General features: G+C 70.6%; 27 protein-coding genes and 3 pseudogenes. 15 read left to right on the plus strand and 15 right to left on the minus strand.

What is annotated here, in order from left to right; translation table 11 throughout:
* Positions 1-17 precede the first annotated feature (17 nt).
* Positions 18-578, plus strand: a complete 561-nt coding sequence (locus OG444_RS01040) for a GNAT family N-acetyltransferase (RefSeq protein WP_327260237.1) — start codon at positions 18-20, stop codon at positions 576-578.
* Here the strand turns inward: OG444_RS01040 and OG444_RS01045 are convergent.
* Positions 560-994 carry a hypothetical protein gene (locus OG444_RS01045; RefSeq protein WP_327260238.1) on the minus strand — a complete coding sequence of 145 codons (435 nt, stop codon included), beginning with the start codon at positions 992-994 and terminating at the stop codon, positions 560-562. The genes OG444_RS01040 and OG444_RS01045 overlap by 19 nt on opposite strands.
* A gap of 374 nt (positions 995-1,368) precedes the next feature.
* Between OG444_RS01045 and OG444_RS01050 the strand changes: the two genes are divergently transcribed.
* Together OG444_RS01050 and OG444_RS01055 are read left to right on the plus strand one after the other, a co-directional pair.
* A complete protein-coding gene (locus OG444_RS01050; protein WP_327260239.1) occupies positions 1,369-1,962 on the plus strand; it encodes an NAD(P)H-dependent oxidoreductase in 594 nt (197 codons plus the stop codon).
* A gap of 154 nt (positions 1,963-2,116) precedes the next feature.
* Positions 2,117-2,662 (plus strand): flavoprotein, encoded by a 546-nt coding sequence (locus tag OG444_RS01055; protein WP_327260240.1) that lies wholly within the window; start codon positions 2,117-2,119, stop codon positions 2,660-2,662.
* Between the two features lie 47 nt (positions 2,663-2,709).
* On the opposite strand, the gene OG444_RS01060 is transcribed toward OG444_RS01055, so the two are convergent.
* Entirely contained in the window at positions 2,710-3,282 is a 573-nt protein-coding gene (locus OG444_RS01060) for a GNAT family N-acetyltransferase (RefSeq protein WP_327260241.1), read from the minus strand.
* Between the two features lie 53 nt (positions 3,283-3,335).
* Positions 3,336-3,737: a hypothetical protein gene (locus tag OG444_RS01065; RefSeq protein WP_327260242.1), complete on the minus strand. Its 402-nt coding sequence runs from the start codon at positions 3,735-3,737 to the stop codon at positions 3,336-3,338.
* A gap of 363 nt (positions 3,738-4,100) precedes the next feature.
* Here OG444_RS01065 and OG444_RS01070 point away from each other — a divergent pair, with 363 nt between their 5' ends.
* Positions 4,101-6,008, plus strand: coding sequence for an ABC transporter ATP-binding protein (locus OG444_RS01070; RefSeq protein WP_327260243.1), 1,908 nt, complete (start codon positions 4,101-4,103; stop codon positions 6,006-6,008).
* A 99-nt stretch (positions 6,009-6,107) separates the two neighbouring features.
* A complete protein-coding gene (locus OG444_RS01075; protein WP_327260244.1) occupies positions 6,108-7,505 on the plus strand; it encodes a hypothetical protein in 1,398 nt (465 codons plus the stop codon).
* Between the two features lie 13 nt (positions 7,506-7,518).
* Here OG444_RS01075 and OG444_RS01080 read toward each other — a convergent pair whose 3' ends face one another.
* On the minus strand, positions 7,519-8,478 hold the full coding sequence (locus tag OG444_RS01080; protein WP_327260245.1) for an MBL fold metallo-hydrolase: 960 nt from the start codon (positions 8,476-8,478) through the stop codon (positions 7,519-7,521).
* Between the two features lie 266 nt (positions 8,479-8,744).
* Here OG444_RS01080 and OG444_RS01085 point away from each other — a divergent pair, with 266 nt between their 5' ends.
* Positions 8,745-10,007: a hypothetical protein gene (locus OG444_RS01085; RefSeq protein ID WP_327260246.1), complete on the plus strand. Its 1,263-nt coding sequence runs from the start codon at positions 8,745-8,747 to the stop codon at positions 10,005-10,007.
* A gap of 17 nt (positions 10,008-10,024) precedes the next feature.
* Here OG444_RS01085 and OG444_RS01090 read toward each other — a convergent pair whose 3' ends face one another.
* Positions 10,025-10,168, minus strand: a complete 144-nt coding sequence (locus OG444_RS01090; protein ID WP_327260247.1) for a hypothetical protein — start codon at positions 10,166-10,168, stop codon at positions 10,025-10,027.
* A 175-nt stretch (positions 10,169-10,343) separates the two neighbouring features.
* On the opposite strand from OG444_RS01090, the gene OG444_RS01095 reads away from it, so the two are divergent.
* Both OG444_RS01095 and gap read left to right on the plus strand, forming a co-directional pair.
* Positions 10,344-11,300, plus strand: a complete 957-nt coding sequence (locus OG444_RS01095) for a GlxA family transcriptional regulator (RefSeq protein ID WP_327260248.1) — start codon at positions 10,344-10,346, stop codon at positions 11,298-11,300.
* Positions 11,301-11,462: 162 nt separating this feature from the next.
* Positions 11,463-12,461, plus strand: coding sequence for a type I glyceraldehyde-3-phosphate dehydrogenase (gene gap, locus OG444_RS01100; RefSeq protein ID WP_327260249.1), 999 nt, complete (start codon positions 11,463-11,465; stop codon positions 12,459-12,461).
* A gap of 27 nt (positions 12,462-12,488) precedes the next feature.
* Here the strand turns inward: gap and OG444_RS01105 are convergent, their stop codons facing one another.
* Both OG444_RS01105 and OG444_RS01110 read right to left on the minus strand, forming a co-directional pair.
* On the minus strand, positions 12,489-12,671 hold the full coding sequence (locus tag OG444_RS01105) for a hypothetical protein (RefSeq protein ID WP_327260250.1): 183 nt from the start codon (positions 12,669-12,671) through the stop codon (positions 12,489-12,491).
* Positions 12,672-12,754: 83 nt separating this feature from the next.
* Complete coding sequence (locus OG444_RS01110; protein ID WP_327266624.1) at positions 12,755-14,125, minus strand: MFS transporter; 1,371 nt, start codon at positions 14,123-14,125, stop codon at positions 12,755-12,757.
* Between the two features lie 190 nt (positions 14,126-14,315).
* Here OG444_RS01110 and OG444_RS01115 point away from each other — a divergent pair, with 190 nt between their 5' ends.
* The gene (locus OG444_RS01115) at positions 14,316-15,221 is read left to right on the plus strand and encodes a helix-turn-helix transcriptional regulator (RefSeq protein ID WP_327260251.1); all 906 of its coding nucleotides are present in this window, start codon (positions 14,316-14,318) and stop codon (positions 15,219-15,221) included.
* 8 nt (positions 15,222-15,229) lie between these two features.
* Here the strand turns inward: OG444_RS01115 and OG444_RS01120 are convergent, their stop codons facing one another.
* The gene (locus OG444_RS01120; protein WP_327266625.1) at positions 15,230-15,661 is read right to left on the minus strand and encodes a MarR family winged helix-turn-helix transcriptional regulator; all 432 of its coding nucleotides are present in this window, start codon (positions 15,659-15,661) and stop codon (positions 15,230-15,232) included.
* Between OG444_RS01120 and OG444_RS01125 the strand changes: the two are divergent.
* A pseudogene (locus tag OG444_RS01125) lies at positions 15,659-16,303 on the plus strand (class I SAM-dependent methyltransferase); the annotation flags it as partial. The gene OG444_RS01120 and the pseudogene OG444_RS01125 sit on opposite strands and share 3 nt — an antisense overlap.
* A gap of 86 nt (positions 16,304-16,389) precedes the next feature.
* On the opposite strand, the gene OG444_RS01130 reads toward OG444_RS01125, so the two are convergent.
* A complete protein-coding gene (locus tag OG444_RS01130; RefSeq protein ID WP_327260252.1) occupies positions 16,390-16,566 on the minus strand; it encodes a hypothetical protein in 177 nt (58 codons plus the stop codon).
* A 277-nt stretch (positions 16,567-16,843) separates the two neighbouring features.
* Between OG444_RS01130 and OG444_RS01135 the strand changes: the two genes are divergently transcribed.
* From OG444_RS01135 to OG444_RS01145, 3 genes are all read left to right on the plus strand, one after another.
* Entirely contained in the window at positions 16,844-17,386 is a 543-nt protein-coding gene (locus OG444_RS01135) for a hypothetical protein (RefSeq protein WP_327260253.1), read from the plus strand.
* A 518-nt stretch (positions 17,387-17,904) separates the two neighbouring features.
* Positions 17,905-18,867, plus strand: a complete 963-nt coding sequence (locus OG444_RS01140; RefSeq protein WP_327260254.1) for a hypothetical protein — start codon at positions 17,905-17,907, stop codon at positions 18,865-18,867.
* A 113-nt stretch (positions 18,868-18,980) separates the two neighbouring features.
* Positions 18,981-19,547, plus strand: coding sequence for an SMI1/KNR4 family protein (locus OG444_RS01145; protein WP_327260255.1), 567 nt, complete (start codon positions 18,981-18,983; stop codon positions 19,545-19,547).
* 42 nt (positions 19,548-19,589) lie between these two features.
* Here OG444_RS01145 and OG444_RS40690 read toward each other — a convergent pair.
* Positions 19,590-19,892, minus strand: a pseudogene (locus tag OG444_RS40690) (transposase); the annotation flags it as partial.
* Here OG444_RS40690 and OG444_RS01155 point away from each other — a divergent pair.
* Complete coding sequence (locus OG444_RS01155) at positions 19,890-20,411, plus strand: hypothetical protein (RefSeq protein ID WP_327260256.1); 522 nt, start codon at positions 19,890-19,892, stop codon at positions 20,409-20,411. The pseudogene OG444_RS40690 and the gene OG444_RS01155 overlap by 3 nt on opposite strands.
* 120 nt (positions 20,412-20,531) lie before the next feature.
* Here the strand turns inward: OG444_RS01155 and OG444_RS01160 are convergent, their stop codons facing one another.
* The 4 genes from OG444_RS01160 to OG444_RS01175 form a co-directional block, all read right to left on the minus strand.
* Positions 20,532-20,714 (minus strand): hypothetical protein, encoded by a 183-nt coding sequence (locus OG444_RS01160; protein ID WP_327260257.1) that lies wholly within the window; start codon positions 20,712-20,714, stop codon positions 20,532-20,534.
* A gap of 260 nt (positions 20,715-20,974) precedes the next feature.
* Positions 20,975-21,358, minus strand: coding sequence for a VOC family protein (locus tag OG444_RS01165; RefSeq protein WP_327260258.1), 384 nt, complete (start codon positions 21,356-21,358; stop codon positions 20,975-20,977).
* 250 nt (positions 21,359-21,608) lie between these two features.
* Positions 21,609-21,749 (minus strand): hypothetical protein, encoded by a 141-nt coding sequence (locus tag OG444_RS01170; RefSeq protein WP_327260259.1) that lies wholly within the window; start codon positions 21,747-21,749, stop codon positions 21,609-21,611.
* 103 nt (positions 21,750-21,852) lie between these two features.
* Positions 21,853-22,803 (minus strand): alpha/beta fold hydrolase, encoded by a 951-nt coding sequence (locus OG444_RS01175; RefSeq protein ID WP_327260260.1) that lies wholly within the window; start codon positions 22,801-22,803, stop codon positions 21,853-21,855.
* A gap of 131 nt (positions 22,804-22,934) precedes the next feature.
* On the opposite strand from OG444_RS01175, the gene OG444_RS01180 reads away from it, so the two are divergent.
* On the plus strand, positions 22,935-23,558 hold the full coding sequence (locus OG444_RS01180) for a TetR/AcrR family transcriptional regulator (protein WP_327260261.1): 624 nt from the start codon (positions 22,935-22,937) through the stop codon (positions 23,556-23,558).
* A gap of 735 nt (positions 23,559-24,293) precedes the next feature.
* Here OG444_RS01180 and OG444_RS01185 read toward each other — a convergent pair.
* Positions 24,294-24,542 (minus strand): annotated as a pseudogene (locus tag OG444_RS01185) (telomere-associated protein Tap); the annotation flags it as partial.
* Positions 24,543-24,544: the final 2 nt, after the last annotated feature.

Below are 24,544 nucleotides of genomic sequence, written 5' to 3' on the forward strand. Positions count from 1 at the left end.
CGGGGAAGACTCGCGGCGTGCGTGAACGTATCGATGTTTCCCCGGGCTTGGTGCTGCGTAGATGGGCGATGCGTGATGCGCCATCGGTGATGACCGCCTTCGCGGACCCCCTCATGCGTGAGCAGACCAGCGAGCCGATCGGCACCGTGCACGCCGCGGAGCAGTGGATCGCGGCTCGTGATGACGAGTGGGACTCCGGCTCTGCCTTCGCCTTCTCCGTCGTCGTCGACGATGATGACGGCATCGTGCTCGGACACGTGTCGGTCGGTGCGGTGAACCGACGCCACGGCATCGGTTGGGTCTCCTACTGGACCACGGCGACGGCCCGGGGTCGCGGCGTCGCGTCCCGGGCCTGCCGGACTCTCGCTCTCTGGGCGTTCCGCGACGCCGAACTGTTCCGGCTGGAGCTGGGGCACCGGGTGAACAACCCCGGATCGTGCCGAGTCGCTCTCGCTGCGGGCTTCGCCGTGGAAGGCCGGCAACGCCAGAAGCTCTCCTACGACGGCAGTCGCTTCGACGTCGAGCTCCATGCCCGCCTGGCGACGGACCCGGATCCCTGTCAGTACGCGATCTTGTAGGTCACGTCCTTCGGGACCGGGGACGGTGCGGTGTCCGTGTAGAGGAGTCGCATCATGGTGAAGCGCTGGACGCCCGGGTGGTCCGGCCAGGGTTCAGGACTGCTCAGCGTCACCTTCACCGGGTAGGGCCGGAAGCGGCCCGCCGCGCAATAGGGGGTGCAGTCGTTCACCATGTCGGTGCCCGTGGCCGTCGCGTCCTGCGCACCCCATGTGTCCCAGCGGAGATCCACGAGGCGGTTGTTGCCGTCCCCGCAGGCCAGCAAGTACTCCTCGGGCTTGACCTGTGCCTCCGAGAAGCAGTCGACGACCACGACCGGCGCCGGTGCCCGGTCCGGTGCGGTCCGCGTCTGTGCGGAGGCCGGGACCACGGCCGTGACGAGGGCCGCCGCCGCGCAAAGCAGCGTGGCGGTCCGCACTCCGGAGCGAATCCGCGACCGGGGTGCGCGAACGGACCGGCCGTCTGCTGATCTTTCCACGAGGCCTCCTCGCCCGTCTGTCCCGCGCTCGGCTCTGCGGCTATGCCCAGCTTCCCCCATCCGGGCGACCCGCGCACGTGCAGGACCCGGGGGTGCCCTCGGTGCAGGCCCGTGCGCTCAAGGGCGACGCCGCCGCCGAAGCCGCTGGTGGCGGCCTCAGGTCCTGTCGGACGCGCTCGCTCCATGATCGCGAAAACCTTTCCCCGAGCGGCGGCTGCCCCGACAATGGGGTCGGGCCGATTGACGCGGCGGGCGGGCGAGCCCACGCGCGCGGCCTCGTAGCCGATGGCGGCTCAAGTCGACGGGGGACGTCCATGCAGATCGGGGTCTATCTGGCACACCCGCGGCCGGGGAGCTTCAACCACGCCGTGTTCGATGCCGTCGTAGAGGAGCTGCGCGGTCTGGGGTGCGGGGTCATCGCGCACGACCTCTGCGCCGAGGAGTTCCCGCCACTGCTGTCCGCCGAGGAGACGGGAACGGTCGAGGCGGCCGCGCCGCCCATCGACCCGCAGGTGGCGCTGCACCAGCGAGAGATCGCCGCTCTCGACGCCCTGGTGTTCGTCCATCCGAACTGGTGGGGCATGCCGCCCGCCGTGCTCACGGGCTGGGTGCAGCGGGTACTGGCGCCGGGGGTCGCCTACAAGCTGGGCACCGCGGACGGGGAGCCCGCACCGCTCCTGAAGGCCGGCAGGGCGCTCGTCCTGAACACGTCCGACACCCCCCTCGACCGCGAGGAGAGCGAGTTCGGCGATCCGCTGCAGAGGATATGGGCGGCATGTGTCCTGCCGTATGCGGGGATGACCGACGTGCGGCGCGTCGTGTTCCGTACGGTCACCGACTCCTCCGACGAGGAACGCGCGGCCTGGCTGCACCAGGCACGCCGGCAGGCCGCGGCGCTCATGGACTGACCCGAGCGGTGTTCCACCGAGCGGCTGGCCCGCCCGGTTCATCCCGATCGCCCGATTCCGTTTCGGTGGCCGGCCGTCGTGGGATCGCCCGCGGAAACGTGCGCCTTGGTCCCGGGACCGCAACCAAGGTCAAACCATGTGATCATATTGCGGCATGACCACGAGGACGCTCCACCTGCTCTGCTCCGCCGCCCCGCCCGTCTTCGACATCGCGCATGTCATCGAGGACGCCCAGACGCGCGGCTGGGACGTGTGCCTCGGCCTCACCCCCACCGCAGCACACTGGTTGTCCGAAAGCCTCGACGGACTCGCCGCCCTCACCGGCCATCCCGTCCGCTGGCAGTACAAATTCCCCGGCCAACCCGACCTATGGCCTGCCGCCGACGCCGTCCTCTTCGCACCCGCCACCTTCAACACCGTGAACGCGTGGGCCCTCGGCCTCACCAGCAACCTCGTCATAGGTCTCGCCGCCGAGGCGACCGGCAAGCGCCTGCCCGTCATCGCGATGCCCTGCACCAACACGGCTCTCGCCGCCCACCCCCAGTTCGAGGTCTCCCTGAACACCCTGCGCACCGCCGGGGTCGAACTGCTCCACGGCGAAACCGGCTACACCCCTGATCCGGTCGACCCCGACGCCCCGCTCAACTTCCCCTGGCCCACCGCGCTCAACGCCCTCAGCCAGGTCTCCGCCCAGGCGTAGCGCGCGTCCCGGCCCCCTCGCCCGGCCACGGCCGGGGGCGAAGTCCGTCAGCGCAGGTCGAGCCGCATCAGGATCCGGGGATGGCCGGCCAGCACCGAAGTGGTGTCAGCGGCGTGGACGAAGCCGGCGCGCTCGAAGTTCTTGCGGATGCCGGCGTACGCCATCGTCAGGTCCACCTTGGCGTCACCGTTGTCCAGGGGGTAGGCCTCGATCACCGGTGCGCCCTGGGCGCGGGCGAATGCGACCGCACCGGCGATGAGGGCGTGCGAGATCCCCTTCTTCCGGTGCCCGGGTCGGACGCGGACGCACCACAGGGACCAGACCGGCAGGTCGTCGACGTGCGGGATCCTTCGACTGTGGGCGAACGAGGTGTCCGCACGCGGCGCCACCGCGGCCCAGCCGACCGGCTCGTCGCCGTCGTACGCGACCACCCCGGGAGGGGGATCACTGCGGCACAGCTCTGCGACGTACTCACCGCGAGCGGGCCCGCGCAGCTCGTTGTTGAGCTTGGACGGGATCCGGTAGCTCAGGCACCAGCAGACATTGGCGCCGGGTGACTTCGGCCCGAGCATGACGCGGACGTCCTCGAACTCCGCGGCCGGGCGAACACTGATGACCATGGCATCACGATGCCACGATGTCACCGCCGGGACGGGGACCCCTGTGGCGTGCGTCAGTACCGGCAGGGCCAGACGCTGACGGAGCTCCGTCCGGCGCGTACCTCCACCCAGGTGCCGTCGGCGTCGTCCGGCGGTGGCGGACCGGCGATCTCGAAGAGGATCAGGGCGCCGCCCACGTCCAGGACGGCCGCCCCGTCCTCGGTCAGGCCCAGCCGCCCCCGGAAGACGATGTGGTCGCCCTCCTCCCGCACCCCGGACGTGGCGGAAGCGGCCGACCGGGTGTTCCCCGCCCAGGCGATGTCCTCGTCGACGGTCCACTCGATGTGGTGCTCGCCGCCCACCGCCTCACGGGCACCGTCCTCCCAGACCACGACAGCGGCACCCACCGCCGAGTGCACCCGCACCACCACGGGCCCCGATGGTTCCTGCCGCAGCGTTTCCACTCGTACCAGCACTCCGCCATCATCCCCGGTCCCGCCCCGCGGGCGGCCATGCCCCCGCGACCGGCCGCGCCAGGTGCCCGCAAGCGAATTCCGGAGAGGCGACCCCCGCACCGGCCGGTTCCGGCCAACCTGCCTCGCGGCTCGGCCCGGCAGTCCGGCGACCGCCGGACACGATCAGCGGCCACGGCAAGGGGGCCGTCTCCACGAGGTCGGCCAGATCCCGCTGCTCCGGCCTCCGGCCTGCGCTCTACTCGCTCCTCCCCGTTCCCGCGACCACGCATCCGCCCCCTGCGCAACCGCGCAGCAGGGCTTCTCCACCATGCGCGCGAGCACACGAACGGGCCTCCGAAACAACCCGGTTGAAGGAGAAGCAGCATGTCCGAGCAGCAGACCGAGCAACAGACCGAGCAGCAGGCCGAGCACCGGAAGACCGCCGCACCGCCCGCCCCTCCGGAGTTCAAGTACACCTGGGGCCAGCACAACGAGACCATGGAGGCGCTGTCGCTCGGGCAGATGGCCCGCCGCGTCCCCTCCGCCCTCCGGCAGACCGCGAAGCTCGCCCTCGCCGTCAACCGCGCCGCGTTCCACGTCCTGGTCGCGGCCCAGCTCCTCGGCGGGATCTGCACGGCGGCCGCACTCGCGGCGATCTCCCGGGCGATGGTCCCGCTCCTGGCGGGCGACGGCGTCCAGGAGCGCATCTCGGCGGCCGCCCCGCCCCTGGTCTTCGCCGCCGCGATGACCGCGCTCGGCGCACTGGCCTCCATCACCTCGGGCAGCGCGGCCCGCCGCCTGAACCCCGGTATGGCCACCCTCGCCGACCTCGCCATGGTCGACGCCCACATGGACGTGGAACTCGCGGCCTACGACGCCCCGGACTTCACCGAGCGCTCCGAGGCCGCCGAGACCGGATCCGCCCGCTCCGCCATGCTGCTGCAGGACGCCCTCGGCTTCACCGGCGGTCTGATCGACATGGTCGCCGTGGCGTCCGTCCTCGCCGTCGTCCACCCGGTGCTGCTGCCGCTCCTCGTACTGTCGGTGGTCCCCCGCGGCCTCGGTTCGGTCTACGCCGCCCGCCTCGACCACCGCCTCCACAACCAGACGATCGCCTCGCGCAACATCAAGCACATGATGCGCTGGCACCTGACGACCCCGAAGCTCGCCGACGAGCTGCGCGGCAACAGCATGCGGCCGTACGCCCATTCCTGGTACGCGGCCGTCTGCGCGCGCATCGACTCCAGGATGGTCAGCTCCGCGCCCCGCTACCTCACCGTCCACCTGATCGCCGCCGCGGCCTCGGGGGTCTTCGTCGTCGCGACGTACGGGACGCTCGCCGGGCTCGTCCTCGGCGGGTACATGGCGATGGCCGCAGCCGGCACGGCGATCGTCGCCATGCGGACCTCCACAGCCGCCCTGTCGCAGCTCGTCGTCTACGGCGCGGCCATGTTCCAGCATGCCCTCTACCTCGGCGACTACACCGCCTTCGTCGCGGAGGCCCGCGAGAAGTCCGGCCCGCGCGGACCGCACGTGATGGAGGGCGCCCCGGAGAAGATCCGCCTGGAGGAGGCCACCTACACCTACCCGGGCAAGGACACCCCCTCGCTCGGGCCGGTCTCCCTCACCCTGTCCCGGGGCGAGGTGATCGCGGTCGTCGGCGAGAACGGCGCCGGGAAGTCCACCCTGATCCGGCTCCTCACCTCGCTGACGGCCCCGAGCTCGGGCACGGTCTCCTGGGACGGGATCCCGACCTCCGACGCCGACCAGCGCACCGCCTGGCAGCACGTGGGCCTCGTGACGCAGTCGTACGGGCACTGGCCCTTCTCCGCCCGGGAGAACATCACGCTCGGCCAGCCCGGCCCGCGCGGCGAGGAGGCCGTCTGGGACGCCCTGGACGCGGTCGGCATGCGGACGGCCGTCCAGGCGTTCCCGGACGGCCTGGACACCCTGCTGGCCCGTTCGGTCTGGGGCGGGCACGAGCCCTCGGGCGGTCAGTGGCAGCGTCTGGCCTGCGGGCGCGCCTTCCACCGGAAGCCGGGTCTGCTGGTGATGGACGAGCCGACGTCGGCCATGGACCCGCGCGGGGAGCACAGGGTGTTCTCCGGGCTGCGGGACATGAAGGACGACCGGATCACGGTGATCGTCACCCACCGGATGGAGAACTGCCGCCTCGCCGACCGGATCATCGTCCTCGACGGGGGACGGATCACGGAGCAGGGCACCTACGGGGAACTGGTCCGCATGGACGGCTCTTTCGCCGAGCTCGTCCGGCTCTCCCAGGACCGGTAGACCGGCGGCTCCGGGCCGGGGCGGCGTGCGTACGGCCGTGTATGGGCGCCGCGCCCGGCCTTCGGCGGTGCTGTCAGTGGGGCCGTCTAGCCTGGTCACATGATCAAGGGGGAATTTTCCGTACCGTCACTGGGTGCGCTCGCCGACGAGGTCGCGGCCGTGCTGGCAGAACGCCGTGACCCCGGCGTGGAGTCGTTCGAACGGCTGCTCAACGCCGTGGTGAGTCACGGCTACCGGGACCGGGAGGCACTGGCCACCGCGCTGGGATCCGTCCCGCGCGCGTTCAGGCTGAAGCCGCACTCGCAGGTGCAGTCCCTCGGGGGTGTGGTCGGCGCCGCGGTCGAGCCGGTGCAGGCGCAGACGTCCTGGGAGAAGGTCGGGGCGGACTGGCTCGAACTGTGCCAGCACGTGGCGCTGGACTACATAGCCGGGGCGCGCGTGGGCGAGGTCGCGGCGCGGTTGCGGGCCGGTGATCACGTTCCGTTCCTGCTGTCCGTCCCGAGCGGGCCGACGGGCGCGGTGGAACCGTGCGATCTGGTCGCGCGGCTCGCGGAGTACGAGCGCCTCGGCGTCCGGCCCGGGCCGGCCGATCTCGGCCAGGCCCTGCTGCGCTGTGGCGGCCCGGTGGATCCCGAAGCGGTGCGGGCCGCGGAGGGGTTGGAGCTGGAGGAGGGGGCCCGGGTGGCCGCCTGGCTGCGGCAGGGCGGTCTCCCCCGGCCTGTGTGGTGGCGGGAGCGCGAAGCCGGTGAGCCCGAGCGGCCCAGCAGGCGTCGGGGAGCACGGATCGGCCGCAGGATCTATGTGGGGCACGAGGCGATCGAGGGCCGGGGCGCGTTCCCCCGGTCCTTCTGGTCGCTGTTCCGCAAGTTCGAGCCGCACCTCTCCTGTCCGCACTGGTCGATGCCGGACTACCGGAACGCCCACACGGTTGCGACCCTGCCCTGGCATCCGGAGATAGCCGCGGCCCGGCTGCTGACGGGGGTCGCGTCGGCCGCCGATCAGGACGGCAGCGGCTCCCCCTCCTTTCTGCAGGCGCTCGCGACGACCGACGGCCCGGCGGGACCCGCCGTGCACCTGGCCCTCGCCTACGGGCTCGCGTCCGTCCCCGAGCAGGACCGGGAGGCCGCGGTGCGGGCGCTGGTCCTGCTGGCCGCTCGGGGCCGGCTGGACGGAGAACTGCTGGGCCGGGAGCTGACCGAACTCGTGGGGCTGGGCACGCTGAAGGTGCCCCTGCTGACCGAGTCGCTGCGGGCGGCGACCGTCGCGCCGCAAGGCGCCGGGGCGGTCTGGGCGGTGCTGACCACTGCTCTCCCGGGGCTTCTGGCCTGCACCCGGCCGCAGGTGCACGGGGCGTTGCTGGCCGTCTCGGCGAACTCGGCCCGGCTGTCGGGTGCGCGCGGTGAGCTGCCCGAGGTCACCGCTCTCGCCGGGCGACCCGGTTCTTCCCGGCTGCTGAAGGAGGCAAGGCGGCTGCGGGACGCGCTGGCCGGGGTCTGAGCCCGCGGGCCGGTCAGCCGTGCTGGTGCTGTTCGGGCAGCCGGCTCTCCGGGTGCGCCCACAGCAGCACGTTCTCGGGTCGCTCGTCGCGGAAGAAGTCGAGGACGTCCTGGTCCGAGTGGCGCAGGCTGAAGTGGGTGAGGACGAAGAGGGTGTCGGGGTGTGCCTCGACAACGGGCTTCAACCGGCTCCACACGGTGTGTCCGACCCGGTCAGCCCGCTCCAGCTCGGTGTCGTCGAGGAAGGTGCACTCGGTGATGACCACCGGATACTCGAACAGCCACGGGTTGTCCTCGAAGACGCTCACGTGGGTGTCGCCGAGGAAGGCGAACAAAGGCTTGAGCACCTCTCGTTCGACCTCGGCCCCCTCCTTTCGGCGCTGGGCGAGGGTCCGGCCGAACTCCGCGCCCCGGCCCTGTTCCGCGAGGTCGCGCCGCAGTTCCTCGTACTCGGGCAGCAGCGCCTTGCGGCGCTCGGAGAACGCGTACCCCACGCACGGCACCTTGTGGACGCACTCCACCACCCGTACGTGGTGGCCGCGGCGTCCGAAGGTGAACTCGTCGCCGCCGCGCACGCCGTGGAGCCGGCAGCCCTCGGCGAGGACGGGGTCGTAGGCGGCGCCGTGGTTCAGCTCCGCGGAGGACCGCAGAAAGGTCTCCACGTACGGGACCGCGGCGGTCGGCAGGTGGATGTCGACGCCGTCGGGTCTGGCGGCGAGGTAGTCGAGGTCCTTGGAGTGGTCGTGGTGGGTGTGGGTGAGGAAGACGGTTTCGGGCTGGCGTCCTTCCGCCAGCCCGGCGTCGAGCGCACAGCGCAGTTCCGGTATGTGGAAGAACGTCTTGTCGTTGGCGCGCGAGTACCCGGAGAGGGTGAGATCGGTACCGGGGATGCGCCAGGTCTTCCACTGGCGGAACGGATGCCCGTTCTCAAGCCGTTCGGGGTGGGCGGGTGTCCACGCAGGGGCCAGTGTCATCGGTGCCTCCGTGGGACCGCCATGATCGGATGAGGCCCCGATCGTAGCGGCCGGTGCCCCTGAGCGGCCCGCGGTTTTCCGGCGCGGGAAACGGCCTCCCGGATCGTCACCGGGCGTGGTGGGTGGGGCGTCCGGGGCGCTTGCGGCAGGGCTTGCGCGGGGCTCCGTTTCCGTCCGCCCCAATGCACCGGAACCGGTGGACGGCCGCTCGCGGGGAACCCGAAGATGAGCGCGGCCCGCGCTCGGTGGGCCGCGAAGGGAGTGCCATGACGACGTCTCCAGTGGCGGGCAGGCCGGCGCCACCACCGAGCACCGCCCGGGAGGTCCCGGACAAGAACAAGTGGGCCGTGGGGCCGCTGAACGACGGCAAGCAGGCGTACGCGCTGCCCACCGAGTGGAAATCCGGTGCACTGCACCACAAGATCTCGAAGGAACGGCTCAGCTCGATGGCCGAACAGGTCACCCCGGCCTGGAACTCCAAGAACCGACAGGTGCAGGATGCGGCGCGGGCGTTCTGGAACCTGTGCTGGTCGGTGGCCGGGGAGGACGTCGCCCGCGCCGTGGCCATGGCGGGGCACGGCGGCAGCCCCAACCCGCACCGCCTGCTGTGGAACCTGCCGCTGATGGTGTCGCTGGGGCCGCAGAGCCCGGCCAACGACCCGGGCATGAACTTCGACCCCGACACCGAGCCGGTGCCGGACGGTCCGGGCACCCGCCGGATGGACGCCGTGTCGCTCGCGCTCAAGGCCCTGGAGACCGCCTGGCTGAACGCCGCGGAGGCCGACAACGGGCGCGGTGTGTACGACGCCGCGCTCTGGACCACCCTGCACGGGCACCTGCAGAGCGCGCACATAGCCGCCGAACGGGTCGCACGCGGTGGGCGGGTGCTGTACCCGCCCCTGCGCGAGCAGTGGCTGTTCGACGCCACGACCAAGCAGAACCTGCGCAAGGGGCTCACACCGTTCCCGACGACCGAGCAGGGACTGCGGCTCTTCGCAGCGGCCCGGGTGAACGCGCCGTCGATCGCGGCGTACGCCGGTTCGGCGACGGCTGCCGCCACGGCCACGGTCCGTGCCACCGTGAGCGGGCGGAGGGTCACCCTGACGCTGACCGCGGCCGAGAAGAACGTGCACCACGTGTGCGTGCGCCACACGCTCACGTTCTTCGACTTCACGGACGCGTCCCGGCCCCGCCCGATCAACACCTTCTGGCCCGGCGTACGCACGTTCGCCGATGCCACCGCCCTCGCCGCGACGCTGCTTCCGGGAATCGGGCGCAGCTGTCTGCGCGAGCTGGACCGCACCCTGGGCAACGTGGTGAAGGCGGACGACTGGCTCGACGAGGTCCTGGAGATCTCCAACGAGGACGTGGACGGCCGGATGGTCTTCTACAACGTGCAGTTGACCGAGGTGGACGGCACGGACGAGGCTCCGGTCATCCAGGCCGTCATCGAGTCGTTCGCACCGGACGGCGCAGACGGTCCGGGCTTCACCCGGGGGGACCTGGACCTCATCGCCGGGCGGCTGTGACACGGCCGCTCCGGGGCTCACGGCAGGACCACACCCGCGACGGCAGCCGCCGCGCCGATGAGGAGGACGAGGACGACGAGGGCGATGTCCCAGCGGGCGGAGCGGCGGGCGTCGGCCGGATCCAGGGCGCAGAGGGTGAGGGCGTCGGGCGCGTAGTGCATGGCGAGTCCCCGTCCGTACGCATGGGCCAGGTCCGGTATTCCGGTGCGGAGGCGGGCGGTGACGGCCGTTCCCTCCCGGCCCCGCCGCCCGCAGACCCGTTCGGTGCTCCCGTTCGGTGCGCTGACCTGCGATCCGCTCGCGGGGTGGCAGTCGGCTCGCCGTACCCTGAATCCCGTGCCGCCCTCCCGCCTTCACCGTGTCGCCGTCCTCGTCCTCGAGGGCGCCAAGCCCCTCGACGTCGGTATCCCCGCGCAGGTGTTCACGACCCGCGCGAGCATGCCGTACGAGGTACGGGTGTGCGGCGCGGCGCCCGGCCTCGTGACCGGCGGGGACGGTCTGTCGTACCACGTCACGCACGGGCTCGACGCGCTCGCGTGGGCCGACATCGTCTTCGTCCCCGGCTACCGCTTCCCCGACCGTGAGGACCCTCCCCGGGCCGTGATCGACGCGCTGATCGCCGCGCACGACCGGGGTGCGCGGCTCGCCGCCATCTCCACGGGCGCGTTCGCGCTCGCCGCCACGGGCCTGCTCGACGGCAAGCGCGCCACGACCCACTGGCACTACGCGCGCGCCCTCGCCGCGAAACATCCGCACATCCGGCTCGACGAGAACGTGCTGTTCGTCGACGAGGGCAGCGTCCTGACCTCGGCCGGCGCCGCTTCCGGCATCGACCTGTGCCTGCACATCCTGCGCCGCGACCTCGGCGTGGCCGCCTCGAACCACGCGGCCCGGCGCCTGGTCGCCGCCCCCTACCGCAGCGGCGGGCAGGCGCAGTACGTGCCGCGGAGCGTTCCCGAGCCGCTCGGCGAGCGGTTCGCCGCAACCCGCGAGTGGGCGCTGCACCGGCTCGGCGACCCCCTGACCCTGGAGGCGCTCGCCCAGCACGCGGGGGTCTCGCCCCGTACGTTCTCCCGGCGTTTCGCCGAGGACACGGGGTACACGCCCATGCAGTGGGTGATGCGCGCCCGGATCGACGTGGCCCGCGAGCTGCTGGAACGTTCGGAGCGGAGTGTGGAGCAGGTCGCGGACGACGTCGGCCTCGGCACCGGTGCGAATCTGCGGCTGCACTTCCACCGCATCCTCGGCACCACCCCGACGGAGTACCGGCGCACGTTCACGCAGGGCGAATAGCTCGAGGTCAGCCAGGTGGGACCGGTGTGCGAGCGGCGTGGGAGCGGTGTGGGAGCCGTGTGGGAGCCGTGTGGCGAGATCCTTACGAACCATGGCGATCTCGCCGCTGTCGCGGACGGTGAGCGGGCGCGAACCTGATGGCGAACGAAAGGGACATCGCTCATGACTCGCATTGCCATCAACGGATTCGGTCGCATCGGCCGCAACGTGCTGCGCGCGCTCCTCGAGCGCGACACCGACCTCGAGGTCGTCGCCGTCAACGACCTCACCGAGCCCGCCACCCTCGCGCGGCTGCTCGCCTACGACACCACGTCCGGCCGGCTCGGCCGCCCCGTGACCGTCGAGGGGAACGTGCTCGTCGTCGACGGCCACCGCATCACGGTGCTCGCCGAGCGGGAGCCGGAGCAGCTGCCGTGGGCCGAGCTCGGTGTCGACCTCGTCCTGGAGGCGACCGGCCGCTTCACCTCGGCCGAGGCCGCCCGCGCCCACATCAAGGCCGGCGCGCGCAAGGTGCTCGTCAGTGCGCCGTCCGACGGTGCCGACGTCACGCTCGCGTTCGGTGTCAACACCGACGCCTACGATCCGGCCGTGCACACGATCGTCTCGAACGCGTCCTGCACCACCAACGCGCTCGCCCCGCTGGCCGCCGTGCTCGACGAGCTGGCCGGCATCGAGCACGGCTTCATGACCACGGTGCACGCCTACACGCAGGAGCAGAACCTGCAGGACGGCCCGCACCGCGACCCGCGCCGGGCCCGCGCCGCCGGCGTCAACATCGTGCCGACCTCGACCGGCGCCGCGAAGGCGATCGGCCTGGTGCTGCCGCAGCTCGACGGCAAGCTGTCGGGCGACTCGATCCGCGTGCCGGTTCCGGTGGGCTCGATCGTCGAGCTGAACACCACCGTCGCCCGCGAGGTGACGCGCGAGGAGATCCTCGAGGCCTACCGCGCCGCGGCGCAGGGCCCGCTGGCCGGCGTCCTCGAGTACTCGGACGACCCGCTCGTGTCCTCCGACATCACGGGCAACCCCGCCTCGTCGATCTTCGACTCGGAGCTCACCCGTGTCGACGGCCGCCACGTCAAGGTGGTCGCCTGGTACGACAACGAGTGGGGCTTCTCGAACCGCGTCATCGACACGCTCACGCTGCTCGCCGCGGGCTGAACCGACGGCGGTCCCCGGCGGGGCGGCTCAGAGGTTGTCCCAGAGCCTGCGCCAGAAGCCGTCGCGCACGTCGCTGATCCAGTGGCGGGTGTTGCAGTGCATCTTGCGCACCACCGGGAAGGGCTGAGGCACCGGGCGCCCGCACCACTGGCACGGCTTCGTGCGTCGTGCGGGCGGGCCCGGCGCCTGCGTGCGGTTGGTCTCGGTCATGGATCACAGTGAACCGGCCGGCCGCGCGCGGCGCCTCGGCGTACCTACTCAGCCGCCCCGGTGCTTCTACTCATGCGGATCGCTCAGCGCATGCGGGGAAGGCGGAGGCTGAGGACGACGGTCAGCGCGATCAGGGCGAGTTGTACGAGCAGGGTGACGCTCACCGCCCCGCGGACGCCCGCCGTCGGGATCAGGGCGAGGAAGAGGCTTCCCAGCGTGGCGACCCCGAGCGCCACGGCGGACTGCTGGGCCGTGATCATGACGCCGCTGCCCGCCCCGGCCCGGTCGGCGGGGACGTCCGAGAGCATCAGACGTATCAGTACGGGCATCTGGAAGCCCTGGCCCAGTCCTGCCAGGGCAATGCCCGGCGCGAGCACGGCGGGGCCGAGGTCCGGCCAGCCGTGGCGCAGGGTGGCCAGCAGGAGGGCGATCCCGGCCGCCTGGATGACGCCTCCGGCCGTGACTATCCGGCTGCCGAAGCGGGTGACGAGGCGCGGCCCCGCCAGCGAGGCGCCGAAGAAGGCGACGGCCATCGGCGCCAGCGCCAGGCCCGCCGCCACCGGGCCCATCTCCAGGCCCTGCTGGAGGGTGACGGCGAGGACGAACATGAAGCCGCCGAACCCGATCGAGAACGGCAGCAGGAGCGCGAGGCCTCGTCGCAGCGACTCCAGCCTCAGCAGGCTCGGCGGCACCAGCGGGGTACGGCCGCGGCGGTCGGCCCGGCGCTCGGTGAAGTAGAACGCCACGGCGGCGACGGGGAATACGGCGAGTGAGACCCAGGTCCACAGCGGCCAGCCGGCGGCCCGCCCCTCGGTCAGCGGGAGCAGCAGGGAGACCAGCGACAGCGCGAGCAGCAGGGTGCCCGGTACGTCCACGCCGGCGGGCCGGCCGGCGCGGGTGTCCGGCACGGTGCGCACGGCCAGGACCAGCCCCAGGAGCACCACGGGGACGTTGACCAGGAACACCGCGCGCCAGCCGGTTCCGGCGAGGTCCGCGGCGACCAGGACGCCACCGAGGATCTGCCCGGCGACCATGGACAGGCCGCCGGTGGCCCCGTACAGGCTCAACGCCCGCGCCCGGCGCGGGCCTTCGGTGGTGGCCTGGATGGTGGCGAGCACCTGCGGCAGCATGAGGGCGGAGGCCGCGCCCTGGGCGACGCGGGCGGCGACGAGGCTCCAGGCGTTCGGGGCGAGGCCGCAGGCGAGCGAGGTGACGCCGAAGGCGGCCATGCCGATGAGGAAGAGCCGGCGGCGGCCGAGGCTGTCGCCGACGCGCCCGCCCAGGACGAGCAGGACGGCGTACGCGACGCCGTAGCCGCCGACGACGAGCTCCAGGAGGGCGGGGCCGGCGGACAGGTCGTGCTCGATGGACGGCAGCGCGACGTTGACGATGAAGAAGTCGATCAGGGGCAGGGCCGCGCCCAGGAGAACGGTGAACAGACCGAGCCCGCCCAGGTGGGGCGCGGACGCGGTGGCGGTGCGTGCGGTGCCGGTGCGTGCGGGGGTGCTGCGCGCAGAGGTGTTGCGGAGAGGGGTTTGAGTCACCCTCCGACGGTCGCGCAGGCGCCGGGCGGGTACCAGAGTGCACTTATCCGGGTATCAGGACTACCTGGCAACAGGATGGGCCGTGCGGCAGGCTGGCAGTATGACCACTGTGGCCCCTGGAAGCGATGTCCGCCGGCACGAGCTGGCCGAGTTCCTGCGCAGCCGCCGCGAGCGGATCACCCCCGAGCAGGTCGGACTGGTGCGCGGGCCGCGCCGCAGGACCCCGGGGCTGCGCCGCGAGGAGGTCGCGCACCTGTCCTCGGTGGGCGTGACCTGGTACACGTGGCTGGAACAGGCGCGCGACATCCAGGTGTCGGCGCAGGTGCTGGACGCGGTCGCGCGGGCGCTGATGCTCGACGTGAGCGAGCGGGAGCACCTGTTCGCGCTGGCCGGGAGCCTGGACCCGGCCCCGCCGGCGTTCTGCCCCAGCGTGACACCGGCCGTGCGGGCGATGCTGGACCAGCTGGGCCACATCCCGGCGTGCGTGCAGAACAGCCGGTACGACATCCTCGCGTACAACGCCGCCTACGGGCGGCTGCTGGGCGACCTGGACGCCACGCCGCCGGAGGACCGCAACTGCATGTGGCTGGCCTTCACGGACCCGCAGTGGCGGGAGGCGGTCGTGGACCTGCCGAGTACGCACCGGCTCATGGCGGCAAGGTTCCGGGCGGCGATGGCCGAGCACCTGCTGGAGCCCGCGTGGACGACGCTGCTGGCCCGGCTGGAGGCGGCGTCGGCGGAGTTCCGGGCGGTGTGGGCCCGCCACGAGGTGGCCGGCGGCCCGATCGCGAAGTCGAAGTACATCCGCAACGCGCACGTGGGCATGCTGCACCTGGAGCACACCAACCTGTGGCTCGGCCCGAGCACCGGGCCGAGGCTGGTGACGTACGTACCGCTGGACCCGCAGACGCGGAAGCGGCTGGAGAGCCTGGAGCGGCTCGCGAAGTCGGCGGATGCGGCAGAGCCGACAGAGACGGCCGGCACCGGGCTCCCCGTGACGGCCTGACCCTCCATCTAGGCGAAGGGCCCTTCGCCCATGAAGCGGCGCAGGTGGCGGGCGAAGGTCTCGGCCTCGCCCGGGGGCCACGAGGACAGGCTCTCCGTGATCCGGTCGGCCAAGCGCGTCCGCAGCTCGGCCACGACGAGCCGGCCCTCCTCGGTGAGGACGAGGAGGTGCGCGCGCCGGTCGGCGGGGTCCGGCTCACGGCGGACGAGGCCGGCGGCCTCCAGCCGGGAGGCCCGGCGGGTGACGCCGGAACGGTTGACCCCCGCGACCTGAGCGAGGTCGGCCGCACTGAGGGGGCCGGTCCGGGCCAGGGCGCTGAGCACCGGGTAGGTCAGCTCGTCGAACGCCTCCCCCATGCCGTCCGTGAGCTGCTGGTGCAGGCGCGTGCGAGTCGTGCGCTTGAGCAGAATGCCGAGCGCGTCCGCGATCTCGTGTCCGATCGGCCCGCGATGTTGGCCCTCGCCAAAGACGTGGCCGGCCGCCGGATCCTGGACGCCGGCTGCGGCTCGGGCTCCCTGTCCGCTGCACTACGCGACCGCGGTGCGGTCGTCACCGGCATCGACTCCAGCGCCGGGAAGCTGGCGTTGGCCAGGCGGAGGCTGGATGACGACGTGGCCCTGCACGTGGTCGACCTGAGCGACCGCCTGCCTTACGCCGACGGTGCGTTCGACGACGTGGTCGCGTCGCTGATGCTGCACTAACTGGAGGACTGAGGGCCGACACTGGCCGAGTTACAGCGAGTGCTCAGGCCCGGCGGCCGGCTGATCGCGTCGGTGGACCACCCGTTCGTGGCCTACACGATCCAGGATCCTCGGCCCGACTACTTTGCGACCACCAGCTATACCTTCGACTGGACGTTCAACGGGCAGTCCGTCCCGATGAGGTTCTGGCGCAATCCATTGCACGCGATGACTGATGCCTTCACCGCCGCCGGCTTCCGTCTTTCCGCCATCAGCGAGCCGCAGCCCGACCCAGTCGCCCGTGAGCTGCTCCCCGACGACTTCCATGCCCTTTCGACCAAAACCTGCTTCCTCTTCTTCGTCCTCGAGGTATCGCCGTCGGCTGCGGGCTCGGACGAGTAGCCACTCGCTCATGCTCCCCACCCTCACCCAGATCCACATCGTTCAGAACTGGAACAAGTGAGGAAAAGGAGCAGCTCTGGCCAATTTCAAAGAGTCTCAGTTGACGGCGCTCTTTGAACCTCCCCAGGGGACACGTCGAGACCATGAACATCGACGGCGACGAGCACGCCGTGAAGCTCGGAATCTGGATCAGCACCACCAAGGCCAGGCACGACAGGCTCGACCAGACCCAGCTCGACCTTCTCGCCGATCTGGGCATCCACGGGGCGCAATGGTTGCCTGCACCACGCCACTCGCCAGAGACGGCACCGGCTGGACGCCTCCTCGTCCCACCCCGCCCCGCGTGCGCGGGTCCGCCGAAGGCGGTTCCGGACTCAGAATCGATCTGCCCTTGCCCACCAGGGCTCGGCTCGTAGAAGCCGAATAGCCTCGGCCCAGCAGATCCGATCGCTTGCCAACTCAGGACAACCGTGCCGAGTGGACGCGCCGCCAACTGGGGATTGCCAGTCGTAAGGGCCTGTCTAGCTAGGGGGAAGATCCGTGGTTGATCAGCTATCGACCCTGATCGGCGTCGTGGTAGGCGCAGTCATGTCGTACACCGTCGGGACGCTGCACGAACGCAGCCGTTGGCGACGGGAACAAGGGGCACGATGGGACGGGCTGCTCCTGCAGGCCTACAGCGACTATGGCCAGGCGGTCAAGGACTGCGTAGTCCTCTACCAACGGCTGGCTGCTCACCGGGGCTTGACTGAGGACCCCACTCCCGTTGCAACGACAGGCGACGCCCTGGCAGAGGCTGCCAAGGCAGAGTGGCGACGCGCGGCCATGACCGAGCCCCTGCGCCTGCTGGCCGATCCGGACACAGCCGAGGCGGTTCGGGAGCTCAACGACGCGGTTTGGCATCTCGAATGGCTGGCACAAGGCCGGCCGACAACAGAGACCGCTACATGGGAACAGGCGTACAGCGCTTACAGGACCGCTCGTCGGGCCTTTTACGAAAAGGCGCGGGCGAGCCTGCAAGTGCCGGGTGCGGTCATCGCGGAACGGGCCAGTTGGCCACCCTCCTGGCGAGCGAGCGCCTGAGCGGAGCGCCGCTTCTGTGCGGCGGCTGTGGCAGGAGTCGTCGGCGCGGCCACTGACGTGAACCGACCAGGAGGCCCCCTTCCCGCTCCGGCAGGATGTGCATGACCAGCGACACCATCTGCGAGTACGCGGCCGGGTGCCCTTCAGTTGCTCCAGGGCACGGGCCAAGTCACCGAGGTCGAGATCGCGGAGAACCGTCAGGCCCTCCGTCAGCGGGCCCCGGGCCCGCTTCACATCCGTGCTCGCGGGCGCAGCCCACGGATCGGCGGCCTCCCCCGAACCGGCGGCGCGGCGGGCGCAGGCGCAGCGGCCGGAGCGGGGAGTCGGCGGGCAGGGCGCTCCGCGGATCCTGCGCGCGGACCATCGGGCGTCTCGGTGAGGTGTGCGTCGGTCGGCTGCCGGCGATGGTGGCTGAAGGCAATGAGGACGGCACCGCGCTGCTCGCCTCCCTGAAGCGGGACCCGGGTGCGGTAGTGCTTGCGAAGGTCGGCTTGATTCCCATGCCGTAGGGTCATGCAGTGACCAGCTCCTTGCCCGCTTCCGAATGCGTGTTTGCCGATGAGTTGCTGCTCGAGGGGTATGGCGGCCCGAGCGCGCTTTATGTGCGCGACCAAGCGCGCGGCGTCGTCAGGGCGGTGCACGCCGGAGGGGCGATCGCCCCTGATGACAGCGACAAGCTGGTCGACCTGCTCGGCGACCCGCAGGCATTCATCAACGAGCCGACCGAGCCCGCCCATCTGGGCGGGGACAACCGCCACAACATCACCAATGCCCTGCTGATCCACGCGTGCCGCACCGACGATCCGGACCTTATTCGACGCCTCCGGCAGGTAGCGCCGTCGGAGGTCCACCGCATCGATCTTCGCCTCCCGCTGTCGGTGCCATGCCTGCTCGCGCTCTTCGACGGCCTCGGACAGGAAGAACTGGCCGTTCGTCACGCCGCCATGCACATGGTCCGCAACAGCCACAGGCACACCGACATCACGCCGATCCTCGACACCATCGTCAGCGAGCTGGCCTCCCCTGAGCATGGTCGCGGCTACCACCGGGTCGCCCCGGCCGACGGTGCACGCTGGGCGCTGCTCTCCTACAGCCTCGACACCGACGACTTCGACAGCCTGTACGAGCGGGTCGCGGCGGCGATCGACCCGTCTACGCCGACCCAGAACGCGCTGCGCACGCTGGCCGCCCTGTACGCGGCTACCGAACAATTCGACCGGGTGATCAGCCTTGTCGGACGCGCAAGCACCCGGGTCGCGGTCATCGGGGGGATCCACGACGCCGTCTGCGCGATCGCTGGAAACCTTAAGTTTGCGAGACATCTGCCCAATGCCCGCTACCCCTTCACCGAGGCGATCACCCTCGCCGAGGGCCTGGCCACCAACGCCGGCCACCGCAAGCAGGTGGAGCACATCCGCAAGCGGCTCAACCATCTCCGGCCCAGGAAGGCCGAACCCGGAAATCCGCGCAGTGCCACGTAGTGCGTACGGAGGGATGCGGAACCGATGGCGCTCGCCATGAGTGCGTGTTTCTGATCCCTGACCTGCAAGGACCGCGACCTGTAGGATTCCTGCTCTTTGACTGGAGGGTCGCGGTGGAGCACGAAGCACTGATGGCAGGGTTGTCGGATGCCTTGCCAACGGACTTCGGCGTTGACGAGGGCGTCGACTGGGTTGCAGCCGAAGCGAAGTGGGAGTCACGCTTCCCCAGCGACTTCGTGGCCTTCATGTCCGTGTATGGCGCTGGCACCCTCACCCGCCACGTCGGTATCTACGAGCCCTTGTCCGAGGCGTTCGACGAGGAAACGGAGACCGCCCGCGATATCTGGGAGGTGGAGGGTGGTCGAGAGGTCTTGGACGTTGATCCCGCCCACATTCTCGCGTGGGGCGTGACTGGAGGCGCGGACATCCTGTGTTGGCTGACCGCCGATTCAGACCCGGATGAATGGCCCGTCCTGGTCTGCGGGCGTCACACGGAGGAAGTTTTCACGGTCTACCCGTGCGGCATGGCAGAGTTCTTGCGCAGGCTCCTTCTGAACGACTTCCCCGTCTACCCCATCAGCATCGATGTGACATCGGCGGACAGCGGGTTCGTGCACCGTTCCGTGGCACGGGAACGCAGAAGAGCGGGTCTCGATGCCTATACGGGCCAGCCGCTTTAAGCGTGGCAGTGATTGCTGCAGCGGTCACCGCGCGGTGCAGGTCTGCTTGGTCCACCCACTGGTGCGACGGGTGATGCGTCGGGTCATGAGGGTGATCGCGGCCCAGGTGATGAGGGCTTCGCTGTGCTGGACAAGTCGTTCGTAGTCTCTCGCGTGGCGCCGGGCTTGCGTGATCCACGACAGGCTGCGTACGACGACCCAGCGGCGGGGCAGGACGACGAATCCAGTGGCGTCCTTGGGCCGGCTGACGGTCTTCACGGTCAGCCGGAGGTATTTCTTGGCCCAGTCGACGAGCTGGCCGGCGTAAGCGGAGTCGGCCCAGACTTGACCGACCTGGCCAGGATGGATTGGGAACTGCACGCCATCGCCTCCTTCGCCGGACACCGCAGCACCGAGTCGACGCTGGCCTACATCCACCTCTCGGGCCGCGACCTGGCGGAGAAGCTGAACCGGGGTATGCAGCAGATCCATTCCTGGCGCGTGGACATGCTGACCCGAGGCGGTATCCGAGTGATCGCCCAACCGAGAACGGCGGGGTCGACAACCCGTCCGACCTGGGCATCGCCCGTCGACCTTGCACGCTATGACCGTCGCGTGGTGCTCACTGAGGCTGAGACAGAAGCACTTCTTGCACTCGGCATTGATCAGCTCCGGCGCGACGGCCTCAGCCTCGCGTGGCGTCTCTTCGGCCGATCGCGCGGTTGGTGCGGCCGTTGGCGGATGCTCTGGCCAGCTTGCACGGGCCGCCGGACGACCGTCACCAGCAGCGGTTCGCGCGGGACGCGGCCGGTCTGGTACTGGTCCGCTGCGGCGAGCTTCGCCGGGCCTTCTGGGGCTGGTCAGCAGATGACTGGGTGGACCTGATCGACACCAGCGGCGCCAACTTCCGACGCTCATGGGGAGGCCAGATCGGGCCCAATGCCCGGCCGTTCGTGCTGGCTATTGCCTACCTGCTCGCCGAGGCGGAGGTGCCCAGCATGCCTCTCAGCCCCGGCCACGCTCGTCGTCGGAGACGTCAGGGACGGCGGCCAGCTCGGCCAGCTCGGGCTTGATCGCGGTGGCGAACCTGGAACAGTGGAACGCGGTCAGGCCCTCGTTGCAGTCCTCAGGGCTGCGGCTTGGTATCCCCGTTTCGCCGCTCGGAGCCGATGCGCGCGACGACGCCACGGGAGTCTGGCATGCCGCGGTGGACGGTGGTGCGTCTGGCCTCGATCGCGACGAAACCCTGCCGAGCCCGCCCCGTTCCATGGCCTCCTGCAGCCGGACGAGTAGGTTCGGTGGATCTCCTCCAACCGGGCAACTGCTCAGGGTGCCATTCACGAGGTCGGCAAAGTCCTCAAAACCGGCGAGCCGTACTCACGCCCCAGCCACCACGAGCAGGGCACCCAGCCACGTCGTGGGATGAGACGACGAGCGGAACAACAACGTCAGGGGCCGACGTACTCGAAGACGCCGCCGTACGGGTGCCGCAGCACCGCACGGCGGCCGTTCGGGGTGGGCTGAATGGGCATCACGATTTCGGCTCCTCCCGCCTCCGCCGCCTCTACTGCGGCGTCCAGGTCGGCGAAGGTGAGGGTCGCCGTCACGCCCGCGACGCGCTGCACCGCCTCATCGGGCCCGGCAAACAGGAGGAAAGGTCCGACGCTTGCCAGGGTGACCTCGGCAAAGGAGAACCGCGATGCGCTGCTTCCAGTCAACTCCTCGTAGAAGGGCACAGCCGCATCCAGATCCTCCACGCGCTGTCGCACGACCACTGAATCTATATCCATGATCAACACCATCACCTCTTCATATGTGCCCGCGAAGGTCATCGTGCCGACCCGCAAACCGCGGAGCGCCAATCACGTTCGAGACGCCGTTCGACGCCGAACCTTAAAGTGACAAACTCAGGGCAGGGGTTGCGAACAGGACCTCCAGATGCCAGCGGTGTTCCTTGTAAGGCAGGGTGACCAGCTCGACGCTCTCGGCCTGCAAGACATCGAACGCGATGAAGCAGGCCAGCCACCGGGCGTCCAGGACAGGGGCCCGCGGCGGCGGGCGGCGGCCCGGCGCTGCAACCCCTCAAACGACGGCCGGGCCCGCCTCCGGATCCCACACCAGCAGCTCACCGTCCAGGACCAGGCCGTCCGGCAGCTGCTGTTCGACGGCCGCGACGAGATCGGGGAACCGGTCCTGGATCAGTGATCCGCGCCGGGTCTGCACCAGGACCGGGCCGCACGGTCCGGTCGGGGTAAAGATCAGGGTGCGGTGCCTGTCGAACTTCTGCTGTGCCCTGTTGGACAGTTCGCGTTCACGGCCCTCGTGGCTACGCGTCTGTGGTGCCCCGTGCCGCCGACGGGTCGAGGGAGTCGATGTCCTCCATGAAGCCCAGCATCCGGGCGTTGACCAGGTCGGGGTGGTCGATCTGCGGGCCGTGGCCGGTGGCGGCGACAATCTCGGCGCGGGCGCCGGGGATCAGGCGCGGTACGCGTTCCAGCTGCTGCTTGGGGTGTACGAGCAGGCTGCGCTTGCCCATGATCAGGTAGAACGGCGTCCGGATGGATCCCAGTTCATTGTCCGACAGCGGCAGCGGGGCCGGGCGGCGGATCTTGAAGGCCTTCACGCTGGCCTGGATCATCGCGCGGAGCTCGGGGACGATGATCACCGGCTGCTCCAGCCACTTGGCGAGGCGGGGCCGCCACGCCTTGGGGGCGTAGGTGGCGAAGAGGCTGGCGAAGATCCATACGAAGAAGCGGAGGCCGACCTTCTCCAGGCCGCCCGGGTCGAGGGCGGTGACCGAGGCGAGCCGGCCGGGCCGAAGGTGGGCCTGGTTGATGACCAGCCAGCCGCCGTACGAGGAACCGACCAGGTGGACCTTGTCGAGGCCCAGCGCGTCGAGGGCCTCGTCCATCCACTGAGCCGCGCGCTCGGGCTGCCACATGGGCTCACGCTGGACGCTGCGGCCGGGGTCGCCGGGAGTGTCGAGGGCGTAGACGGGGCGCTCGGCGCTGAGGGCAAGGGTGTTGGGGTACCACTGGGCGGAGCAGCCTCCCGACCCGTGTATCAGGACCACGGGCGTGCGTGACTCGGCTGCCGAGTCGGCGGGGCCGTACCGGTAGACGTGGGTGGTGCCGAAGCTCGTCTCGACGTCCGTCTCGGAGCGGACGGGCGCGCCCTTCGCGTAGAGGACGTCGCAAGTGGCGAAGTACCGGTCGCGCAGCTCGTCATCCACGTAGTGACCGATGTCGCGGCGTACTCGGGTCGTGTTCTCGGGCACGGGGCACCTCCAGGAAGATCGATTCTTCGTGATACGAAGGTACCATATTGTTGATACGGCGGTACCATGAAGATGACCGAGCCGGACTGTGCCCTGAACACCCACCCCACCCACGCCCGGAGACAGCACTGATGCCAAAACGCGTGGACCACGAAGAACGGCGCACCCAGATCGCCGAAGCGCTCATCCAAGTCGCGGGGCGTCGAGGGCTGCACGCCGTCGGCATGCGCGACGTGGCCGCCGGGGCCGGCGTATCCCTCCGGCTCGTCCAGTACTACTTCGAGACCAAAGAGAAGCTGCTCTTCTACGGACTCCAGCACCTGACCGACCGCTTCACCGCCCGCGTGGGCGCCCGACTGGCCGCCGCCGGCCCCGACCCGGGCCCCCGCGTGACGATCGAGGCGCTGCTGCTGGCATCCCTGCCGACCGACGAGGAGAGCCGGACCTTCCACCTCCTGTACAGCTCGTACTCGATCCTGTCCGTGACCGACGGAGCACTCGCCGCCCAGCCGTTCATCGACAATCCCGACGCCGCGGAGAACGCCGTCGCCAGACTGCTCCGGCAGGCGCAGGAGAGCGGCCTCGCCGACTCCGGCGCCGACGCGCGCATTGAGGCGATCAGCCTGCTCGCCGTAACGGCGGCCATGGGCACCAGCATCCTCGTGGGCCAGCGGAGCGCGGAGTCGGCCGTCGCGGTACTCCACCACCACCTCGATCGGATCTTCAACAGTGGCCAGACCCCACCGCTCGTATGACTCGCGACTGCCGCGTACCGTTACCGGGTCCGGGAATTACGGCAGACACGGCACCGGTTCACGACGGTGGGTGCTCGCGGCCTTCGCCGATGTCGGCGTCGACGTCACCGACATCGGCGAAGGAGCCCGCAAGGGCGTCCCGGGGGGACGGCGCGTGATCGCCGAAGTCGAGCGCCTGGCCGACGAAGGCGTTCGACGCGCTCGGTGTGCACGATGGCTGCGGACGATCTCCACAGTGTCCCGTGAGTCCTTCCAGGCCAGGATGTCGACGATGGCCGGCACGCTCCCATTCTCTTGACGAGCCTCCGGACTCGACCTGAGGGGCCAACTGCAGTGCACGGTCGCACGACGCTGGAATGAAAGGGCTCGTCCAAGGCCTCACCGACCGGCCGGGGGTGTCTGATCCCTCACCCCGTGGTGAGCCGCGCCCGCGTCCTCGACCGGGCAGCGTGGATCGCGCTGCCGTCCGTGAGTGAGGGCCTTGCATCACCGCAGGCCTTCTGCCTCCCCTTTCAACGCCCACCCCTGGCCGCCTCGGCGCGCCACACGGGGAGGGAGATCGGAACATCATGAGTCGCGAACCAGACCCCGCCGTCCTCTACCCGGACGTGGCCGCCCACGGCAGCCTCGCCTCAGCGCTCCAAGCCGCAGCCGCTGACCAAGGCCTGTCCCTCCCCCTGGCCGTCACCCCGGCCGATCCACTGCGTCACGGGGGCCGCAGGCCACGGTCCGGTGCTATTCGCCGTCGTCGAGGACGGCGTCGCCGCCCTTGATGTGGCGGGCCGGGTTGAGGCCCCTCTCCATCGGGTCCACCGCCCACGCCATCTCCTGCACCCCTTCCAGCTTCGCCAGACCGGGGGTGGGGCCGAGGCGGAAGCCGCCCATCAGCGGCTTGCCCGACGCGGCGTACGGGAGGAAGTCCAGCGGGGAGGCGCCGGGGCTGGGGCAGACGACGCAGTCCGAGAGCACCGCGAGCGGGTACAGGC

This window comes from Streptomyces sp. NBC_01232, assembly GCF_035989885.1.
Lineage (GTDB): Bacteria > Actinomycetota > Actinomycetes > Streptomycetales > Streptomycetaceae > Streptomyces.